The following is a 15,637-nucleotide window of genomic DNA, read 5'->3' as shown; positions in this document are numbered from 1 at the left end:
GGCAGGCATTCCTCCCTGGGCGGCGTTAACCCTCCATTCATTGGGCGCCAACGCTTTTCGCGCTAGACTGGCGCGCTGAACCCCTTTCCGAGGATTCCGGACCATGAGCGGCTTTTTCGACGGCATGGGGACCCTGTCCAAGGCCGATATCGAACGGTTGATCGCCGACCCCTCGCCGGACACCCGCGCCGATACCGCGGCGAAGGTCGCCCGCACCTTCGGCGAGCGCACCCTGACGGATGCCGAACGGGCCCTGGCCGAACAGGTCATCTCCCTGATGGCGCGCGATGCCGAGGTCCGTGTCCGCAGCGCCCTGTCGCAGAACCTGAAGGAAAATCCGGACGTCCCGCACGACCTTGCGGTCCGCCTGGCGAAGGACGTGGCCCAGGTGGCGACCCCGATCCTGCAGTTCTCCGCCGCCCTGTCGGACGAGGATCTGCTGGCGATCGTGGAGAGCGCGGGCCAGGAACACCAGGCGGCGGTGGCACAGCGGGCGCAGGTCTCCGAAGCTGTGTCCTCCGCCCTGGTGGAGAAGGGCGACGAGACGGTCGTCGGCACCCTGATGGGCAATGCCGGCGCGGCGATCCCGGAGCCCGCCATGGCGCGCGCCATCGACCGGTTCGGCGACAGCGAGACGGTCAGCACGGCGATGGTGCACCGGCCGAAGCTGCCGATCGCGATTTCCGAACGGCTGGTCGCCCTGGTGTCGGAGACCCTGCGCGAGCATCTGGTGACCCATCACGAACTGCCGCCGGACACCGCGGCCGACCTGCTGCTGCAGACCCGCGAACGGGCGCTGATCGGCATGCTGGCGGAAGGCCAGTCCAGCCAGGACGTGCGCAGCCTGATCGCGGAACTGCATGCCAATGGCCGGCTGACGCCGACCCTGATCCTGCGCGCGCTCTGCACCGGCGATGTCGACTTCTTCGAATGCGCCCTGGCACGTCTGGCGGGGGTTCCGGTGCAGAACGCCCATCAGCTGATCTCCGACGCCGGCGGGCGCGGGCTGGAGGCGCTCTACATTCGCGGCGGCCAGCCGAAAGAGATGCTGCCGATGGTGCGTGCCGCCGTCGATGTCGCCAACGAACTGGAATATGACGGCCTGCCCGGCGACCGCCCGCGCTTCGTCGAGGTGGTGATCGAGCGGGTCCTGACCCGCTTCGAGGACATGGCCGAGACCGACGATGTCGACTGGCTGATCACCCGCCTGTCCCGCGCCCAGGCTGCCCAGGACGGTGCCAGCCGGGCCTGACCGGCTTCCGGCGGGAGCCGTGGCCCCCTGAGGGCCGGCGACGGGTTCGCTTCCTACCGGTCGTTGGACGCCTGCGCCTGCACGTGGAACCAGTGGTCGATCATGTCGCCGTCGGGCTTCTCCGCCACCACGGCATCGCAGATCTCCGCCACCTTCGACGACAGGGTGACCGGCGTGCCGTTCCGCCGGGCCTGCGCCAGGTACAGGTTTACGTCCTTCGCCAGCAGGGCGGCGCGGAAGCCGGTATGGTTGGTGCCGGAGACGATGCAGCGCGGAAACTTGTCCGCGGTGGCGGTATTCATGCCGGTGGAGACGTTGACCACGTCCAGGATCGTCTGCATCTGCAGGCCCTGGCGCAGGCCGAAGGTCACCGCCTCGCTCGCCGCGGCCATGTTGCAGGCGGAGAGGTAGTTGTTCAGCAGCTTCATGGCGCTGCCCTGCCCCGCCTTCTCGCCGACATGGAAGACATTGCCACCCATCGCGTCCAGGGCCGCGCGGTGCCGTTCCAGAACCGCCGCCGGGCCGCCGAAGATCATCGTGATGGTGCCGGCGATCGCCTTCGCCCGGCCGCCGGAGACCGGGCAGTCGGCAAAGGCGATGCCCGATGCCGCGGCCGTCTCCGCCATCGCGATGGCATCGTCGACGCCGACGGTGGAAAGGTCGATGATTGTGGTCGTGCGCCGATCCGGGGCGGCGACGATCTCCGCCAGCAGCGCCGCCGAGATCCGCCCGTCGGGCACGCTGAGGAAAACCGTCTCCGCCTGCGCCGCCATCGCGGCGATGCCGTCGGCGGCCTGTGCGCCTTCCGGCGCGCGCTCCGCGGTCCCCGCCTTGTCGTAGACCCAGACCGTCGCCCCGGCTTCCGACATCGCCTTCGTCAGGTTGGCCGCCATCGGCCCGCCCATGTCGCCCAGGCCGATGAAGCCGTAGGCCGTGACCTGACCCTCGCCCGAGCCCGCCATGGGTTCAGCCCATGTCCACGGGCTTGTCGTGCGGGACTTTGTCGGGGTCGATGCCCTCCGCTTTCAGCACCTCGCGGGCGTTGCGGAACGCCTCCACCGCGGCGGGGATGCCGCAATAGATGCCGACCTGCAGCAGGGTCTGCTGCAGTTCCGTCAGGGTCACGCCGTTGCGCAACGCGCCGCGGAAATGGGTCTTGAACTCCTCCGTCCGGTTCAGGGCGGAGAGCATGCACAGATTGTTCAGGCTGCGCTGCTTGCGGCTCAACCCGGCATCGCCCCAGACCGCGCCCCAGCAATACTCGTTCAGGATGTCCTGCAGCGGCTGGCTGAAGCTGTCCGCATTGCCCATCGCCCGATCGACATAGCTGTCGCCCAGCACCGCGCGGCGCACCGACAGGCCCTTGTCGTGCAGTTCCTTGTCCATTCCGGTCTCCCCTTTCTTGCGGCGGTTCAGCCGGGATCCTTGTCCCGGCCGGCACGGCCCGTCCCGCCTGCGGCGGGCGCGCCGATGGTGATCTCTCCTGCCGGCGCACCGGCGGTCGGCGACGGCGCGGCGCCGTCGTGGCTGACCATGTGGCCGGGCTTCAGCGGCAGCTGGTCGACCAACGGCGCCTGGCGCTGCTTGCCGAGCTGCGCCTCGCGGAAGGCGATGTACAGGGTCGCGGCCACCACCACGGCCGCGCCGGCGATGGTCCACCAGCCCGGCACCTCGCCGAACAGGAAGAAGCCGAAGGCCGCGGCATAGAGCAGGCGGACATAGTCGAACGGCGCGATCACCGTCGCTTCCGCCACCCGGTAGCCGCGGATGATGCAGCTCTGGGCGCTGGCGCCGGTGATGCCGATGGCGACCAGCAGGCCCAGTTCCTCCCAGGTCGGATGGACCCAGACATAAAGCGCCGGCGCCAGGGTCAGCAGGGTGGAGATCACGCCGAACCAGAACAGCACGGTCAGCGGGGATTCGGTGCGCATCAGGCGCTTCACCTGCACCACCACGATGGCGACCATCGCGGCGCCGCCCAGCGCCACCAGGGCGGCCCATTCCAGTTCCCCCTGGAAGCCCTGGCCCTGCATCATCAGCAGGATGCCGCCGAAGCCGATCGCGGTGGCGGTGGCGCGGCGCAGCCGCACCGGCTCGCCCAGGAACAGGGCGGCCAGCAGCACCAGGAACAGCGGCTTGGTGAAGGTATAGGCGGTGGCGTCGGCGAGCGGCAGCTCGCTGATCGCGTAGAACATCGCGCACATCGCGACCGCGCCGCACAGCCCGCGCATGAAATGGCCGCCGAGCCGCCGGGTGCGGATCACCCGCAGGCCGCCCGACAGGAAGACGAAGGGCAGGATCGCCAGCAGGCCGAAGCCGGTCCGGAAGAACGCCATCTGGAAGGAATTGATCTCCGAGCCGACGAACTTGATCAGCGCCGCCATGCAGGAGAACAGCACGCCGGAGAGCAGCATCCAGACGATGCCGCGGGTGTTCGCCGACAGACGCAGCCAGGCCTGCACCGAGGGACGGGCGGCATCGCTGGCGGAACGGCTGAGGCGGGTGAGGGATATATCGGCCATGACCGGATGGGATTCGCGCGGGGCATTCCCGCGTCGCGACAATAGCCGAGGGCGGCCGCGGCCGGCCAGACAGGCAGGCCTGCGCATTCGTCCCTGCTGCAATGCATCGGAGGCAGGCAGGCTGCGTCAGCGCGACCCCGGCGGCTCGCGCAGGTGCAGGATCGGATAGGGGCGGCCGTCGCCATCGCAGGGACTGCGCCCCACCCGGACGAAGCCCAGATGCAGGTAGAAGCCGAGGGCGCCCGTGTTCTGCTCGTTCACGTCGACCGTCAGCGGCACACCGCGCCGCCGGGCCTGCGCAACAAAGCGCCGGCCAAGCCCGCAGCCGGACGCCGCAGGGTCGATGAACAGGGCATCGATATGCCGTCCGGTCATGCCCATGAAGCCCAGCAGGACCTCACGCGCCGCAATCGCCCGGACGGCGACCAGTAGCTCGGCACGGCCGAGATAGTCCCGGTGGAGCATGCGGGAGATCTCTGCATGATGCGCAGGCGAAAGGAAACCGTGGGTGGCGCGCACCGCGCGGTCCCAGATGCCATGGAGGGCATCCCGATCGGCGGCGCAGGACAGGCGGAATTGCACGCCATCGTCGGCTCTTTGCGGTCCGGTCATCGCCGCGCTGCCCTCAATCGCCCGCCGGCGGATCGGGCATCGCCTGCAGCAGGCGGGTGCAGCCTTCCGCCGCAGGTCCGAGCGCGGCATGGGCGGCGCGCCAGTCCGGCATCGCCGCGGCAAGGCGCCGTGCCCCCGCCTCCGTCAGCCAGACGGCACGGCGGCGACGGTCCTTTTCCGCCGTCACCACCTCCGCCAAGCCGGCGCGCACCAGCCCTTCGACGGTCCGCGACAGGGTGGACTGGTCGAGGCCGGCCCGCGCAGCCAGCCCGCCGATCGTGTCGTCGGGCGCGGAGGCGATCAGGCACATCAGCGTGAACTGGGCACTGCTCAAGCCGTGTGCCGAGATCGCATCGTCCAGATGCACCGCCAGCCGGCGGGCCGCGACCCGCATCTGCCAGCCGGCATCCCCCGCAATCACCTTGCGGGCGTCGTCGGTCAGGGTGGGTGCCACCCGGCGGGCTTGCAGTCCGCTTGTCATAGTTATATGCATCTACATTCAATGTATCTACATGGAAAGTACCATGACCAGCCGTACAGCCGAAACCCTGGAGATCCCGGCGGCCGCCCCGCCGCAGGCCGAGGATTGGAGCGCGTTCCGCTACGGCGTGGCGGCGCATGAGGATATCGCCGGCCTCTCCGGCCGCGAGATCCTGCAGCGGATCATCGACGGGCATCTGCCGCATCCGCCGATCTGCCAGGTGCTGACCTTCCGCCTGGTGGCGGTCGGCGAGGGCTTCGCCGCCTTCGAGGGCGATACCGGCGTGCATCTGTACAACCCGCTCGGCACGGTGCATGGCGGCTGGGCCCTGACCATGATCGACAGCGCCGCAGGCTGCGCCGGGATGTCGCTGCTGCCGGCCGGCAGCGGCTACACGACGGTGGAGACGAAGGGCAACCTGTCGCGGCCGATCCGGCCGCAGACCGGCCGGGTCCGCTGCGAGTCCAAAGTGGTGTCGCAGGGCCGCCAGATCATCTCCTGCGAGGCGCGGGTGACCGGTCCCGACGGCAGGCTGCTGGCGCACGGCACCTCCACCCTGTTCGTGATGGCCGCGCCATGAGCGCCGCGTTCCGGACCAGGCGGGTCTACGAACCGGGCAGCGACGGCGACGGCAGCCGGGTCCTGGTCGACCGGCTCTGGCCACGCGGCATCTCGAAGGAGAAGGCCGGGATCGATCATTGGCTGAAGGCCCTGGCGCCCAGCGATGCCTTGCGGCGGGCCTTTCACGACAATCCCGACGGCTGGGAGAACTTCCGTGCCGCCTATGCGGCCGAACTCGCCGCGCCGGAAGCCGCCGAAGCGGTCGCCGGACTGCGCCGTCTCGCCGCCGCCGGCCCGGTCACCCTGCTCTATGCCGCCAGGGACGAGCAGCGCAACAATGCCGAGGCGCTGCGCCTCTGGCTGCGCGGCGCGGACTGAGCCGCCGCGACGCGGTCGCCGCTGCGCGCATCTGTCCCCGTGACGGGGCGGGCGCTTTCTGGCATCAAGCGGCGATGCGGTTCATGCGCGACATCCTGCGGGACCGGCTAAGCGGCGGCGCGCTTGCCCTGCTGATTGCCTGGTTCCTGGTGCTGCAGACCCTGATCGGCGGGATCGGGGCGGGCATCGCCCATGCCGGCAGCGCCGGCGGCGGGTTCGCCGTGATCTGCTCGCCGTCCGGCCTCTTGGCTGCCGGCGCCGGCACGGACATCCCCGGCGGCCCGGCGGCCCCGGCCCATTCCTGCTGCCTCGCGCTCTGCCAGGCGCTGGGCGGGCTGCCCCCCGCCCTGCCGGCCTCCGCGACCCTGCATGTCCTGCCCGCGCCGGCCGGACCCGGCGCCTTCGCGACCGCTTCCGGGCTGGAACGGCCGGCCGGACCGGCGTTCCGGCTGCCGGAGGCCAGGGCACCGCCCGCCGCGGCCTGATCCGCCCGCAGATTTTCCCACATTACGCCTGGCGCGGCCCCTGCCGCGCAGGCTCTGCGTGCCGAAGACCGAAGCGACGGGACCGAAAAGACGGGACCCTCGCATGCGGCACGCCCCAATTCGGAGACGAGATATGCGCCTTCTTGCCTGCCTGATCGCCGCCGGCATGATCGCCGGCAGCCTGCCCGCCCTCGCCAAAGACGACGGTCATCCGACGGTCAAGGTCGAAGAGGCCTGGACCCGGGCCACGCCGCCGGCCGCCCGTGCCGCCGGCGGCTTCGCCACCATTCGCAACGCGGGCCCGGAGGACGACCGGCTGATCGGCGCCAGCTCGCCGATCGGCACGGTGGAAATCCACACCATGGAGATGAATGACGGCATCATGAAGATGCGCCATCTGCCGGACGGGCTGGCAATTCCCGCCGGCGGCACGGTCGAGCTGAAGCCCGGCAGCGACCACCTGATGTTCCTCGACCTCGCCGCGCCGGTGATCGAGGGCCCGCCGGTCCCGGTCACCCTGCAGTTCGAGAAGGCGGGAGAGGTGTCGGTGGAGATGTTCGTCGCCCCGATCGGCGCCCGTGCCCCCAAGGGCATGGGGAGCAAGGATCATGGCGACATGAACCATGACGGCATGAAGAAGCAGTGATGCCGTCCCGACGGACAGCCCTGCTGGCGGCGGCGATCCTGGCGATCGCCGCCGCCCTCGGCGCCTATGTCCTGATCGCCACCGGGTCAGGCCGGAACAGTCCGGCGGCGTCGGCGACCGGCATCGCCGCTATCGGCGGCCCCTTCACCCTGACCGGAACCGACGGCCGCACCGTCACCGAGGCGGACCTGCGTGGCAAGCCGACGGTCATCTTCTTCGGCTTCACCTTCTGCCCCGATGTCTGCCCGACCACCCTGGCGGAGCTGAGCGGGCTGATCGAGGCGCTCGGCGATACCGCCGACCGGCTGAACTTCGTCTTCGTTTCCGTCGACTGGGAACGCGACCGGCCGGCAACGATGGCGTCCTACCTGTCCGCCTTCGACCCGCGGATCCGGGGGTTGACCGGCACGCAGACCGAGATCGCGCAGGTCGCGAAGGCCTACCGGGTCTTTTACGAGCGGGTTCCGACCGACAATGGCGGTTACACCATCGACCATACCGCCTCCGTCTTCCTGATGGATGCGGAGGGCCGCTTCACCGGCACCCTGGCCTATGGCGAGGACCCGGCGGTGATGCTGCAGAAGCTGCGCCGGCTGGCCGGCGCCTGAGCGGCCGAACGCCGTACCATGTCCTGCTGAGCGGCGGAACGCCGCACGGGCCCCCTGTCACGAAAGCGTCCCTTGCCTGTCGCGGGGCGCACCGTTTCAGTGCGCCCCGCGACAGCAGGACAAGGATGGAACGACGGCATGACCGGCATCGTGGATCTGGACGGCAAGCGCGGCCTGGTGGTCGGCATCGCCAACGAGAGCAGCATCGCCGCCGGCTGCGCGACAGCTTTCCATGACGCAGGCGCGCGCCTGGCCGTCACCTACCTGAACGGGAAGGCGGCACCCTTCGTCGCGCCGGTCGCCGACGCGGTCGAGGCCGAGCTGCGCCTGCCCTGCGACCTGCGCGAGGCCGGCCAACTGGAGGCGGTATTCGCAGCGATCGCGGAGCATTGGGGCGGGCTCGACTTCCTGCTCCATTCCGTCGCCTTCGCGCCGCGGGAGGATCTGCATGCCCCACTGGTCGACTGCTCCGCGGAGGGCTTCGCCATGGCGATGGACGTCTCCTGCCATTCCTTCATCCGCATGGCACGGCTGGCGCGGCCGCTGATGGCCGATGGCGGCTGCCTGATGACGGTCAGCTTCTACGGCGCCGACAAGGTGGTGGAGAACTACAACCTGATGGGGCCGGTGAAGGCGGCGCTGGAATGCAGCACCCGCTACCTCGCTGCCAGCCTGGCCGACGATCGCATCCGGGTGCATGCGATCTCCGCCGGTCCGGTGAAGACCCGTGCCGCCTCCGGCATCGACCGGTTCGACGCGCTGCTGGACCGGGTGCGGAAACGCACCCCGGCGCACCGCCTGGTGGAAATCGGCGAGATCGGCCGCATCGCCGCCTTCCTGGCCTCGGATGCCGGCACGCCGCTGACCGGCTCCGTCGTCTATGCTGATGGCGGGTTTCACGTCACCGCATAGGCGCCGGCCGCTTTTTGTGCGGCGCAACGGATTGCCATCGGCGCCCGGCTTGGCTACTGAATCCGGTCGATCGCCGGCTCCGCCGGCCCATCCGTTGAGAAGGAGCTGAACCGTGGTGAACAAGGTCTATCCCGACGCGACGGCGGCGCTGGACGGCCTGCTGCGCAACGACATCACGGTGATGGCCGGCGGCTTCGGCCTCTGCGGCATCCCGGAATTCCTGATCGACGCGCTGAAGGCGTCCGGCGTGACCGGCCTGACCTGCATCTCCAACAATGCCGGCATCGACGGCGCGGGCCTCGGCCTGCTGCTGCAGACCCGGCAGATCGCCAAGATGGTCGCCTCCTATGTGGGGGAGAACAAGACCTTCGAGCGGCAGTACCTGGACGGCGACCTGGAGCTGGAATTCTGCCCGCAGGGCACCCTGGCGGAGCGGATCCGCGCCGGCGGCGCGGGCATTCCCGCCTTCTTCACCCGCACCGGCGTCGGCACCATGGTGGCGGAGGGCAAGGAGGTGCGCGAGTTCGACGGCGAGAAGTTCGTCATGGAGCGCGCCCTGCAGGCTGACCTGTCGATCGTGAAGGCCTGGAAGGGCGATGCGGAAGGCAACCTGATCTACCGGATGACCGCGCGGAACTTCAACGCGCCGATGGCGATGGCCGGCAAGGTGACGGTGGCGGAGGTCGAGGAACTGGTGCCCACCGGCAGCCTGGACCCCGACCAGATCCACACCCCCGGCATCTTCGTGCAGCGGATCATCGCCTGCGACGGCTACAAGAAACAGATCGAGCAGCGCACGACCCGCCCCAAGGCTGCATAGCCCGGCGGGGCGATTGGGGCCGCTCCGGCGGCCATGCTAGGATTTTCCCGAATGCGCCGGGCGCCCCGACAGGCACCGCCCGGCAGACAGGCACAGGAGAGCGCCATGCCCTGGACCCGCGACGAGATGGCCGCCCGCGCCGCGCAGGAGCTCGGAGACGGCTTCTACGTGAATCTCGGGATCGGCATCCCGACCCTGGTGGCAAACCACATCCCCGCCGGGATGGAGGTCACCCTGCACAGCGAGAACGGCATGCTGGGCATCGGCCCCTACCCCTATGAGGGGGAGGAGGATCCCGACCTGATCAACGCCGGCAAGCAGACCGTCACCGCGCTGGACAAGAGTTCCTATTTCGACAGCGCCACCTCCTTCGCGATGATCCGCGGCGGCCATATCAACCTGGCCATCCTGGGCGCGATGGAGGTGTCGGAGAAGGGCGACCTGGCGAACTGGATGGTGCCCGGCAAGCTGGTGAAGGGCATGGGCGGCGCCATGGACCTGGTCGCCGGCGTGCAGCGGGTGGTGGTGGTGATGGACCACAACGCCAAGGACGGCAGCAAGAAGTTCCTGAAGTCCTGCACCCTGCCGCTGACCGGCACCGGGGTGGTCGACATGCTGATCACCGACCTGGGCGTGTTCGACATCAACCGCGGCGCCACCCCGGCGGCCTTGCGCGAACTGGCCCCCGGCGTCACCGCCGACGAGGTGCGCGAACGCACCGAGGCGAGCTTCCAGGTCGCGCTGGACAAGGCGGCGTAGGGAGCGGCGTACGGCGGCGATCTCCACCTTTGCCGTCATCCCCGGGCTTGACCCGGGGATCGTGACGGGCCCGTGACGCTGCAGGGCGGCGCTACGTCAACGCCGGCGCTGGGATCCTCGGGTCAAGCCCGAGGATGACGGGGAGGTTGGGCAATGGCGCCCATCAAAGCCCGTGGCCCTGCCAGTCCTCGGCCAGCAGGGCCCAGCGCTCATGGTCGCGCCAGGCGCCATCGATGCGCATGAAGCGCGGCGAGAAGCCCTCCCGCCGGAAGCCCAAGGCCGCGACCAGGGCCAGCGAGCGCTCGTTGTCGGGCTGGATGTTCGCCTCCACCCGGTGCAGGTCCAGGTCGCCGAAGGCATAGGCCAGGACGCAGGCCACCGCCTCCCGGATATAGCCGCTGCCGCGGGCCTCGACCCGGCCGTAATAGCCGAGGCTGGCGGTGTCCATGCCGCGGCGGGTGATCTCGTTCAGGTTCACCACGCCCTGCAGCTGGCGATGCTCCCGGTCGACCACCAGGAAGCCCATGTCGCGCCCCGCCTCGACCCGTTCCAGGTATTGCTGGAAGGAGCGGGCGTTGTAGGGCGGCACCACCCATGGGCGGTAGAAATCCTTGTTGCTGAGGGTCAGCGCCAGCAGCGGCCCGGCATCCTCCCGGGTCGGGCGCACGAGCATCACCCGCGGCCCCTTCAGCCGCGCGCGGCTGGCATAGGAGCGGATCGGGGTGGTGCGGGTGGGCCTGCGAACCAGGGCCGGCGGGCGGGTGCTCATGGCGCGATCCTAGCACAGCTTCGGCTGCCGCAAGCGAAACGGGCATCGCCGTCAGGCGGCACGCTCCGCCGTCCCGCGCACCTTCTGGGCGGCTGGCGCCTCCGGCTCGGCATGGCCGGGCAGGGAGAGGCGGACCCGCAGGCCGCCGAGCGGCGAGTCTTCCAGGTGCAGGCCGCCATCGTAGATGCCCACAAGGTCGCGGACGATCGCCAGGCCGAGGCCGCTGCCCGGCACGCTTTCGTCCAGCCGGACGCCCCGGTCCAGCACTGCGTGCCGCTGCTCAAGCGACAGGCCGGGCCCGTCATCGTCGACCGTCACCATCAGCCGCGGCCGCTCCGCCGCCGCCGCACCATCCCCCGGTGCCTGGACCTGCAGGACAACGGTCACCCGTCCCCGCGCCCAGGTACAGGCATTGTCCAGGACGCAGCCGAGGGTCTCCGTCGCATCCTCGGCATCGCCATGGAACAGCCAGAGGCCGGGCGGCGCCTGCAGGTCGACCTGCAGGCCGGGCCGCGCATGCAGCTGGCCCATGGTCCGCACCAGTGCCGCCGCCACCTGGCCGAGATCGGCCCGCGCGCCCGGACGTTCCGCGCTGCCGGCGGCACGGGCGCGGGCCAGATGGCGGTCGATCTGGCGGCGCATGGCGAGGCATTGCTGCTCTACCAGGGCACCCAGTTCCGCCGCGCCGCCATCGCCCGGCCTGGCCTCCAGCCCCGTTGCGGCATTGGCCAGGATGGCGATCGGCGTCTTCAGGGCGTGCGCCAGATCGCCGGCCTGGGTGCGGGCGCGCCCGACCACGGCCTCGTTGTGGCCCAGCACGGCATTCAGGTCGTCCACCAGGGGCGCCACCTCCCCGGGCCAGCGTCCTTCCACCCGCGGCGCGGCGCCGCGGCGCAGGCGGCCGAGCGCGGCGCGCAGGCGGCGCAGCGGCGCCAGGCCGAACCAGACCTGCAGGCCGATCGCGGCCGCCAGTCCCAGGGCCAGGCCGATCAGGGCGGTGCCCAGCTGCCAGGCGAAGGCGTCCACCGCCTCCGGGATCGCCGCGCGGTCGACGCCGATCACGGCGAGCACCTCTTCCTCCACGTCGGGCAGGGCAACCCGCCGCCCGAGCAGCAGCAGGCTCTGCCCGGCCGGCCCTTCCACCCGCCATCGGGCGATTCCGTCTTCGTCTGCTGGCGGCAGGTCCAGCGGCAGGCTCTGGTCCCAGAGCGAGCGCGAGCGCACCGGCTGTCCGGGCAGCAGCTCCTCTGCTGCATCGGGGCCCGCTTCGGCGAAGGCGACCTGCCAGTAGCGGCCGGAATAGGGCTTCGCGAAGATGCGCCCGGTCACCCGGCCCTCGACCACCAGGTTCCCCCCATCGTCGACGCTCAGCGCCGCGATCAGGCGGTTCAGGTCGAACCGGGCGCGGGCGTCCAGGTCCGCCTCCAGATGGTTGCGGAACAGCGCGACCAGGCCGAACCAGGCGACGACCAGGACGATCGCGACCCAGGCCAGCGCCGAAACCGTCAGCCGCAGGCTGAGCGAGCGCAGGCGCAGCCGCTCCAGCAGCTTCATGCCTGGCCGCCCTCAGGTGCGGCCAGGCGGTAGCCCAGGCCACGCCGGGTCTCGATCAGGTCCTGGCCCAGCTTCTTGCGCAGCCGGCCGATGAAGACCTCGATGGTGTTGCTGTCGCGGTCGAAGTCCTGGGCATAGATATGCTCCGTCAGCTCGGCGCGGCTGATCACCTGGCCGGGATGGTGCATCAGGTAGGACAGGACCCGGTATTCCTGCGCGGTCAGGCTGACCGGCATGCCCTGCAGGGTGACGCTGCCCTGGCGGGTGTCCAGCCGCAGGTCGCCGCAGATCAGCTCCGGTTGCGACAGGCCCTTGGCCCGCCGGATCAGGGCCCGCAGCCGGGCCATCAGCTCCGCCATCTGGAACGGCTTGGCCAGATAGTCGTCGGCCCCGGCGTCGATGCCCTCGACCTTCTCGTGCCAGCGGTCGCGGGCGGTCAGGATCAGCACCGGCATGTCGCGGCCGGCGGCACGCCAGGCCCGCAGCACCGACAGGCCGTCGCGCAGCGGCAGACCGAGGTCCAGCACCACCGCGTCATAGGGTTCGGTCTCTCCCAGATGCTGCGCGTCCTCGCCATTGGCGACGCAGTCCGCGACATAGCCGGCCCCGTCGAGCGCCTTCAGCAGCTGGCGCCCCAGTTCCCGGTCGTCCTCCGCGATCAGTACCCGCATCGCCCCGTGGCTCCTGTTCCTTCTGCCCGCCGGTCCCGACGAGTCCCCGCTGCTACCGCGCCGGCGGCGGCGGCCGATAGGGCGGCTGGCCATGGCGAATCGCCGCGTCCAGGTTGCGGCCATGTGCGCCGACGAGGGCCGTGGTGCGGGCGTCATAGTGCAAGCGCAGCACCTGGCCGTCGGGGGCGAGCAGGTTGATCTCGTACAGCCAGCGCCCGTCCTTGCGCTCCAGCTCCACCTCCAGCACCTGGCCGATGAATTCGTACTGCACCCGATCGAGGATCGCCGGCAGGGGCAGGATCTCGCCCGCCTCCAGCGCCGCCCGCGCCTGGTCATGGTCGGCCGGACCGGCGGCCGCGGGCCCGACGGTCCAGAGCAGGCCGGCCAGCGCCCAGACCCCGAGCGCGGTGCCCGGCACCGCCCGGCGGCACAGGGACGCGCAGAGATGTTTCCAGCCTGACATGGTCCCAGGATAGTCGTTCATGCCGCTGAACGGCAGATGAACATCGCTCTCAGCTTCGGTTCAGTGCCCCGACGCCATCCTGCACCCCGATGCTGCAGGCCTTCCCCCAAGGCTTTCGAACTCGCGGCACCGACTGCCGGACTGCCCGGCAGAGCCATTTCAACAACGACCGCATCGGAGCGTTTCCATGACCCCCACCCGCAAGAGCAGCCTGGCGCGCGGCGCCGTCCTCACCGCCGCCGGCTTCGGCACTGCCGTCCTGCTGGCCGCCGCGGCGCCTGCCATGGCGAAAGGCGGCGACGATTTCGGCGAGAAGTGCGGCAGCACCGCCGACACCAGCTGGCAGCCGATCACCGCCGTCTCGCAGAAGCTGGAGAGCGAGGGCTATACCGACTTCCTGCGGATCGTCCGCAAGGACGGCTGCTACCAGGTGGTCGCCCGCAAGGACGAGGCGCGGCCGATGAAGCTCTGGCTGAACCCGGCGAGCCTGGAAGTCACCGGCTTCAGCAAGATCCCGCCGAAGCATCGCGGCTTCAAGGGAGGCAAGCGCCACGGCGACGGTCATCACGGAATGAAGGGCGAGATGAAGCGTGGCCCGGGCATGCAGGACGGCCGTCCGATGCCCGACGGCGACGCCCCGGCGCAGCCGCCGCAGCCGCAGGACAACTGAGCGGCATCGGCTGCCGGTCCGCGGGTCGTCCCGACCACCTCCCCCGTCCCACGGGACGGCCCGCGGCCGCACCGACCATAGTTGAGCTGGGGCGGCCCGCGGCCGCACCGGCATGCTCGAAGCTGCGGCGGCCCGCGGTCGCGCCGGTCGCTCAGCCGCGCAGCAGCAGCAGGTTCAGGCCGTTCAGCACCCGGTAGACCTTGTCGAACAGCGCCTTGAAGGTGAACCAGTCCATCCCCATCGCCGCTGCCAGCTGGTTCAGGTCGCGCCGGCCGTCGATCAGCGGCAGCAGCCGCTCCGCCCCCGCCGGCAGCGGCAGCGACAGCGGCAGCCCCGACAGGTCGGCCTTGAACATCCCCTTGCCCCGCGCGACCGCCCGCGCCAGGGCCGCCATGTCGATGCCGTTCGGCAGCGGCCGCACCGTGGGCCGCCCGGGCCGCGCGGCCGCTTCCGCCGCCCGCTCCGCCGGGGCGGCATAGACCACATGCACGCGGATATTGCCGGCCAGGTTCTCCGCCAGCGCCCAGCGTTCCGCCTGCGACAGCGCCGCGGCGCGCCCGATCAGCCCCCCGTCCTGCAGATAGGCCTCCGGCCGGTACTGCATCGGCACGATGAACTCCACCGGCGCCAGGCCGGCCCCGGACAGCAGCTCCAGCAGCTGCGGCACGTCATAGGCGCGGTCCCGCGGATGCAGCAGCAGGTCGAACAGCTTGCCGGCCGGCACCTCCTCTCCCTGCGCCTCGGGCAGATGGTCGTTCAGGAACGGGTTGCGCCGCAGCCAGTTGCTGTCCGGCAGGTCGCCCAGCAGGCGGCGGGCCAGGGCGACCCGGGCCGGCAGGTCGTCGTCGCCCGCCAGTGACCGCAGCGCCGCCTGCACGGGATAGACGCCGGTCCGGCCCAGCACGCCATAGACCATCAGGCCCATGCCGCCATCGGGCGCGAGCTGCGCCCGCAGCGCCGCCAGCCCCGCCGGCGGATCCTCCAGGTGATGCAGCACGCCGCAGCAGTCGACATAATCGTAAGGGCCGGGCGCCAGGTCGGCCACGTCGTGCAGCGGGCCCTGGACGAATCGCAGATTGGCCAGGCCGCGAACCTCGGAACGGGCGCGCGCGACCGCCTGGCTGGCGGCGGAGATGTCCAGATGCACCACCTCCGCCGGCACGCCCCGGTCGGCGAGCTGCTGCGCCAGCATGATGCAGCCGTCGCCGGTGCCGCCGCCGGCGAACAGCGCCCGGAACGGCTGTCGCCAGTCCCGCGCGCCGCCGAACAGATAGTGGTCGACCTCCGGCAGGTTGCTGGGCGAGCCGGTGATCAGGCGCCGGCGCTCGTCCTGCGGGTCGCGCGGCGGATAGGGATAGGCCTCGTACTGCGCCCGCACCGCGGCATCGCGCCGCGCCGCGCCCGGATCTTCCGTCATTTGCAGCGATCCGTTGCGGATTGCGCTTCTCCCCGGCTTAGGCGATATCCCGCCATC

Annotated in this window: 20 protein-coding genes; 10 read left to right on the top strand and 10 right to left on the bottom strand. The window is 70.7% G+C overall.

Annotation, left to right across the window (positions count from 1 at the left end; genetic code table 11):
- The first annotated feature begins 103 nt into the window (after positions 1-103).
- On the top strand, positions 104-1,252 hold the full coding sequence (locus tag ACFOGJ_RS13275) for a DUF2336 domain-containing protein (protein ID WP_379901111.1): 1,149 nt from the start codon (positions 104-106) through the stop codon (positions 1,250-1,252).
- Positions 1,253-1,305: 53 nt separating this feature from the next.
- Here ACFOGJ_RS13275 and ACFOGJ_RS13270 read toward each other — a convergent pair whose 3' ends face one another.
- From ACFOGJ_RS13270 to ACFOGJ_RS13250, 5 genes are all read right to left on the bottom strand, one after another.
- A complete protein-coding gene (locus ACFOGJ_RS13270; RefSeq protein ID WP_379901109.1) occupies positions 1,306-2,214 on the bottom strand; it encodes an NAD(P)-dependent oxidoreductase in 909 nt (302 codons plus the stop codon).
- A gap of 4 nt (positions 2,215-2,218) precedes the next feature.
- The gene (locus ACFOGJ_RS13265; protein WP_379901107.1) at positions 2,219-2,638 is read right to left on the bottom strand and encodes a carboxymuconolactone decarboxylase family protein; all 420 of its coding nucleotides are present in this window, start codon (positions 2,636-2,638) and stop codon (positions 2,219-2,221) included.
- Positions 2,639-2,664: 26 nt separating this feature from the next.
- Positions 2,665-3,774 carry a DMT family transporter gene (locus ACFOGJ_RS13260; protein ID WP_379901105.1) on the bottom strand — a complete coding sequence of 370 codons (1,110 nt, stop codon included), beginning with the start codon at positions 3,772-3,774 and terminating at the stop codon, positions 2,665-2,667.
- Between the two features lie 126 nt (positions 3,775-3,900).
- A complete protein-coding gene (locus tag ACFOGJ_RS13255; RefSeq protein WP_379901103.1) occupies positions 3,901-4,386 on the bottom strand; it encodes an acetyltransferase in 486 nt (161 codons plus the stop codon).
- Between the two features lie 13 nt (positions 4,387-4,399).
- Complete coding sequence (locus ACFOGJ_RS13250; protein WP_379901101.1) at positions 4,400-4,867, bottom strand: MarR family winged helix-turn-helix transcriptional regulator; 468 nt, start codon at positions 4,865-4,867, stop codon at positions 4,400-4,402.
- 43 nt (positions 4,868-4,910) lie between these two features.
- Here ACFOGJ_RS13250 and ACFOGJ_RS13245 point away from each other — a divergent pair, with 43 nt between their 5' ends.
- From ACFOGJ_RS13245 to ACFOGJ_RS13210, 8 genes are all read left to right on the top strand, one after another.
- Positions 4,911-5,447, top strand: a complete 537-nt coding sequence (locus tag ACFOGJ_RS13245) for a PaaI family thioesterase (protein ID WP_379901099.1) — start codon at positions 4,911-4,913, stop codon at positions 5,445-5,447.
- Positions 5,444-5,806 carry a DUF488 domain-containing protein gene (locus tag ACFOGJ_RS13240; RefSeq protein ID WP_379901097.1) on the top strand — a complete coding sequence of 121 codons (363 nt, stop codon included), beginning with the start codon at positions 5,444-5,446 and terminating at the stop codon, positions 5,804-5,806. The genes ACFOGJ_RS13245 and ACFOGJ_RS13240 overlap by 4 nt, the downstream gene beginning before the upstream one ends.
- 83 nt (positions 5,807-5,889) lie before the next feature.
- On the top strand, positions 5,890-6,291 hold the full coding sequence (locus ACFOGJ_RS13235) for a DUF2946 family protein (protein WP_379901095.1): 402 nt from the start codon (positions 5,890-5,892) through the stop codon (positions 6,289-6,291).
- A gap of 133 nt (positions 6,292-6,424) precedes the next feature.
- On the top strand, positions 6,425-6,937 hold the full coding sequence (locus ACFOGJ_RS13230; protein ID WP_379901093.1) for a copper chaperone PCu(A)C: 513 nt from the start codon (positions 6,425-6,427) through the stop codon (positions 6,935-6,937).
- Positions 6,937-7,545, top strand: a complete 609-nt coding sequence (locus ACFOGJ_RS13225; protein WP_379901091.1) for an SCO family protein — start codon at positions 6,937-6,939, stop codon at positions 7,543-7,545. The genes ACFOGJ_RS13230 and ACFOGJ_RS13225 overlap by 1 nt, the downstream gene beginning before the upstream one ends.
- Before the next feature lie 138 nt (positions 7,546-7,683).
- The gene (gene fabI, locus ACFOGJ_RS13220) at positions 7,684-8,457 is read left to right on the top strand and encodes an enoyl-ACP reductase FabI (RefSeq protein WP_379901089.1); all 774 of its coding nucleotides are present in this window, start codon (positions 7,684-7,686) and stop codon (positions 8,455-8,457) included.
- A gap of 112 nt (positions 8,458-8,569) precedes the next feature.
- Positions 8,570-9,277 (top strand): CoA transferase subunit A, encoded by a 708-nt coding sequence (locus ACFOGJ_RS13215; protein ID WP_449288586.1) that lies wholly within the window; start codon positions 8,570-8,572, stop codon positions 9,275-9,277.
- Between the two features lie 105 nt (positions 9,278-9,382).
- Positions 9,383-10,036, top strand: coding sequence for a 3-oxoacid CoA-transferase subunit B (locus ACFOGJ_RS13210; RefSeq protein ID WP_379901087.1), 654 nt, complete (start codon positions 9,383-9,385; stop codon positions 10,034-10,036).
- 163 nt (positions 10,037-10,199) lie between these two features.
- On the opposite strand, the gene ACFOGJ_RS13205 is transcribed toward ACFOGJ_RS13210, so the two are convergent.
- From ACFOGJ_RS13205 to ACFOGJ_RS13190, 4 genes are read right to left on the bottom strand one after another with little or no spacing between them, the layout of a single operon-like run.
- The gene (locus ACFOGJ_RS13205) at positions 10,200-10,805 is read right to left on the bottom strand and encodes a GNAT family N-acetyltransferase (protein WP_379901085.1); all 606 of its coding nucleotides are present in this window, start codon (positions 10,803-10,805) and stop codon (positions 10,200-10,202) included.
- Positions 10,806-10,856: 51 nt separating this feature from the next.
- Positions 10,857-12,359, bottom strand: a complete 1,503-nt coding sequence (locus tag ACFOGJ_RS13200) for a sensor histidine kinase (RefSeq protein WP_379901083.1) — start codon at positions 12,357-12,359, stop codon at positions 10,857-10,859.
- Positions 12,356-13,030 (bottom strand): winged helix-turn-helix domain-containing protein, encoded by a 675-nt coding sequence (locus ACFOGJ_RS13195; protein WP_379901081.1) that lies wholly within the window; start codon positions 13,028-13,030, stop codon positions 12,356-12,358. The genes ACFOGJ_RS13200 and ACFOGJ_RS13195 overlap by 4 nt, the downstream gene beginning before the upstream one ends.
- Before the next feature lie 52 nt (positions 13,031-13,082).
- Positions 13,083-13,493, bottom strand: coding sequence for a PepSY domain-containing protein (locus ACFOGJ_RS13190; protein ID WP_379901079.1), 411 nt, complete (start codon positions 13,491-13,493; stop codon positions 13,083-13,085).
- A gap of 187 nt (positions 13,494-13,680) precedes the next feature.
- Here ACFOGJ_RS13190 and ACFOGJ_RS13185 point away from each other — a divergent pair, with 187 nt between their 5' ends.
- Complete coding sequence (locus tag ACFOGJ_RS13185) at positions 13,681-14,163, top strand: PepSY domain-containing protein (protein WP_379901077.1); 483 nt, start codon at positions 13,681-13,683, stop codon at positions 14,161-14,163.
- 151 nt (positions 14,164-14,314) lie between these two features.
- Here ACFOGJ_RS13185 and ACFOGJ_RS13180 read toward each other — a convergent pair whose 3' ends face one another.
- On the bottom strand, positions 14,315-15,580 hold the full coding sequence (locus tag ACFOGJ_RS13180) for a class I SAM-dependent methyltransferase (RefSeq protein WP_379901075.1): 1,266 nt from the start codon (positions 15,578-15,580) through the stop codon (positions 14,315-14,317).
- Between the last annotated feature and the right edge of the window lie 57 nt (positions 15,581-15,637).

The sequence above is a fragment of the Marinibaculum pumilum genome (assembly GCF_042646425.1).
GTDB classification, from domain to species: Bacteria; Pseudomonadota; Alphaproteobacteria; order Ferrovibrionales; family Ferrovibrionaceae; genus Marinibaculum; species Marinibaculum pumilum.
The sequence above is the reverse complement of the archived record's forward strand: the minus strand, read 5'-3'. Positions and strand labels throughout refer to the sequence as shown.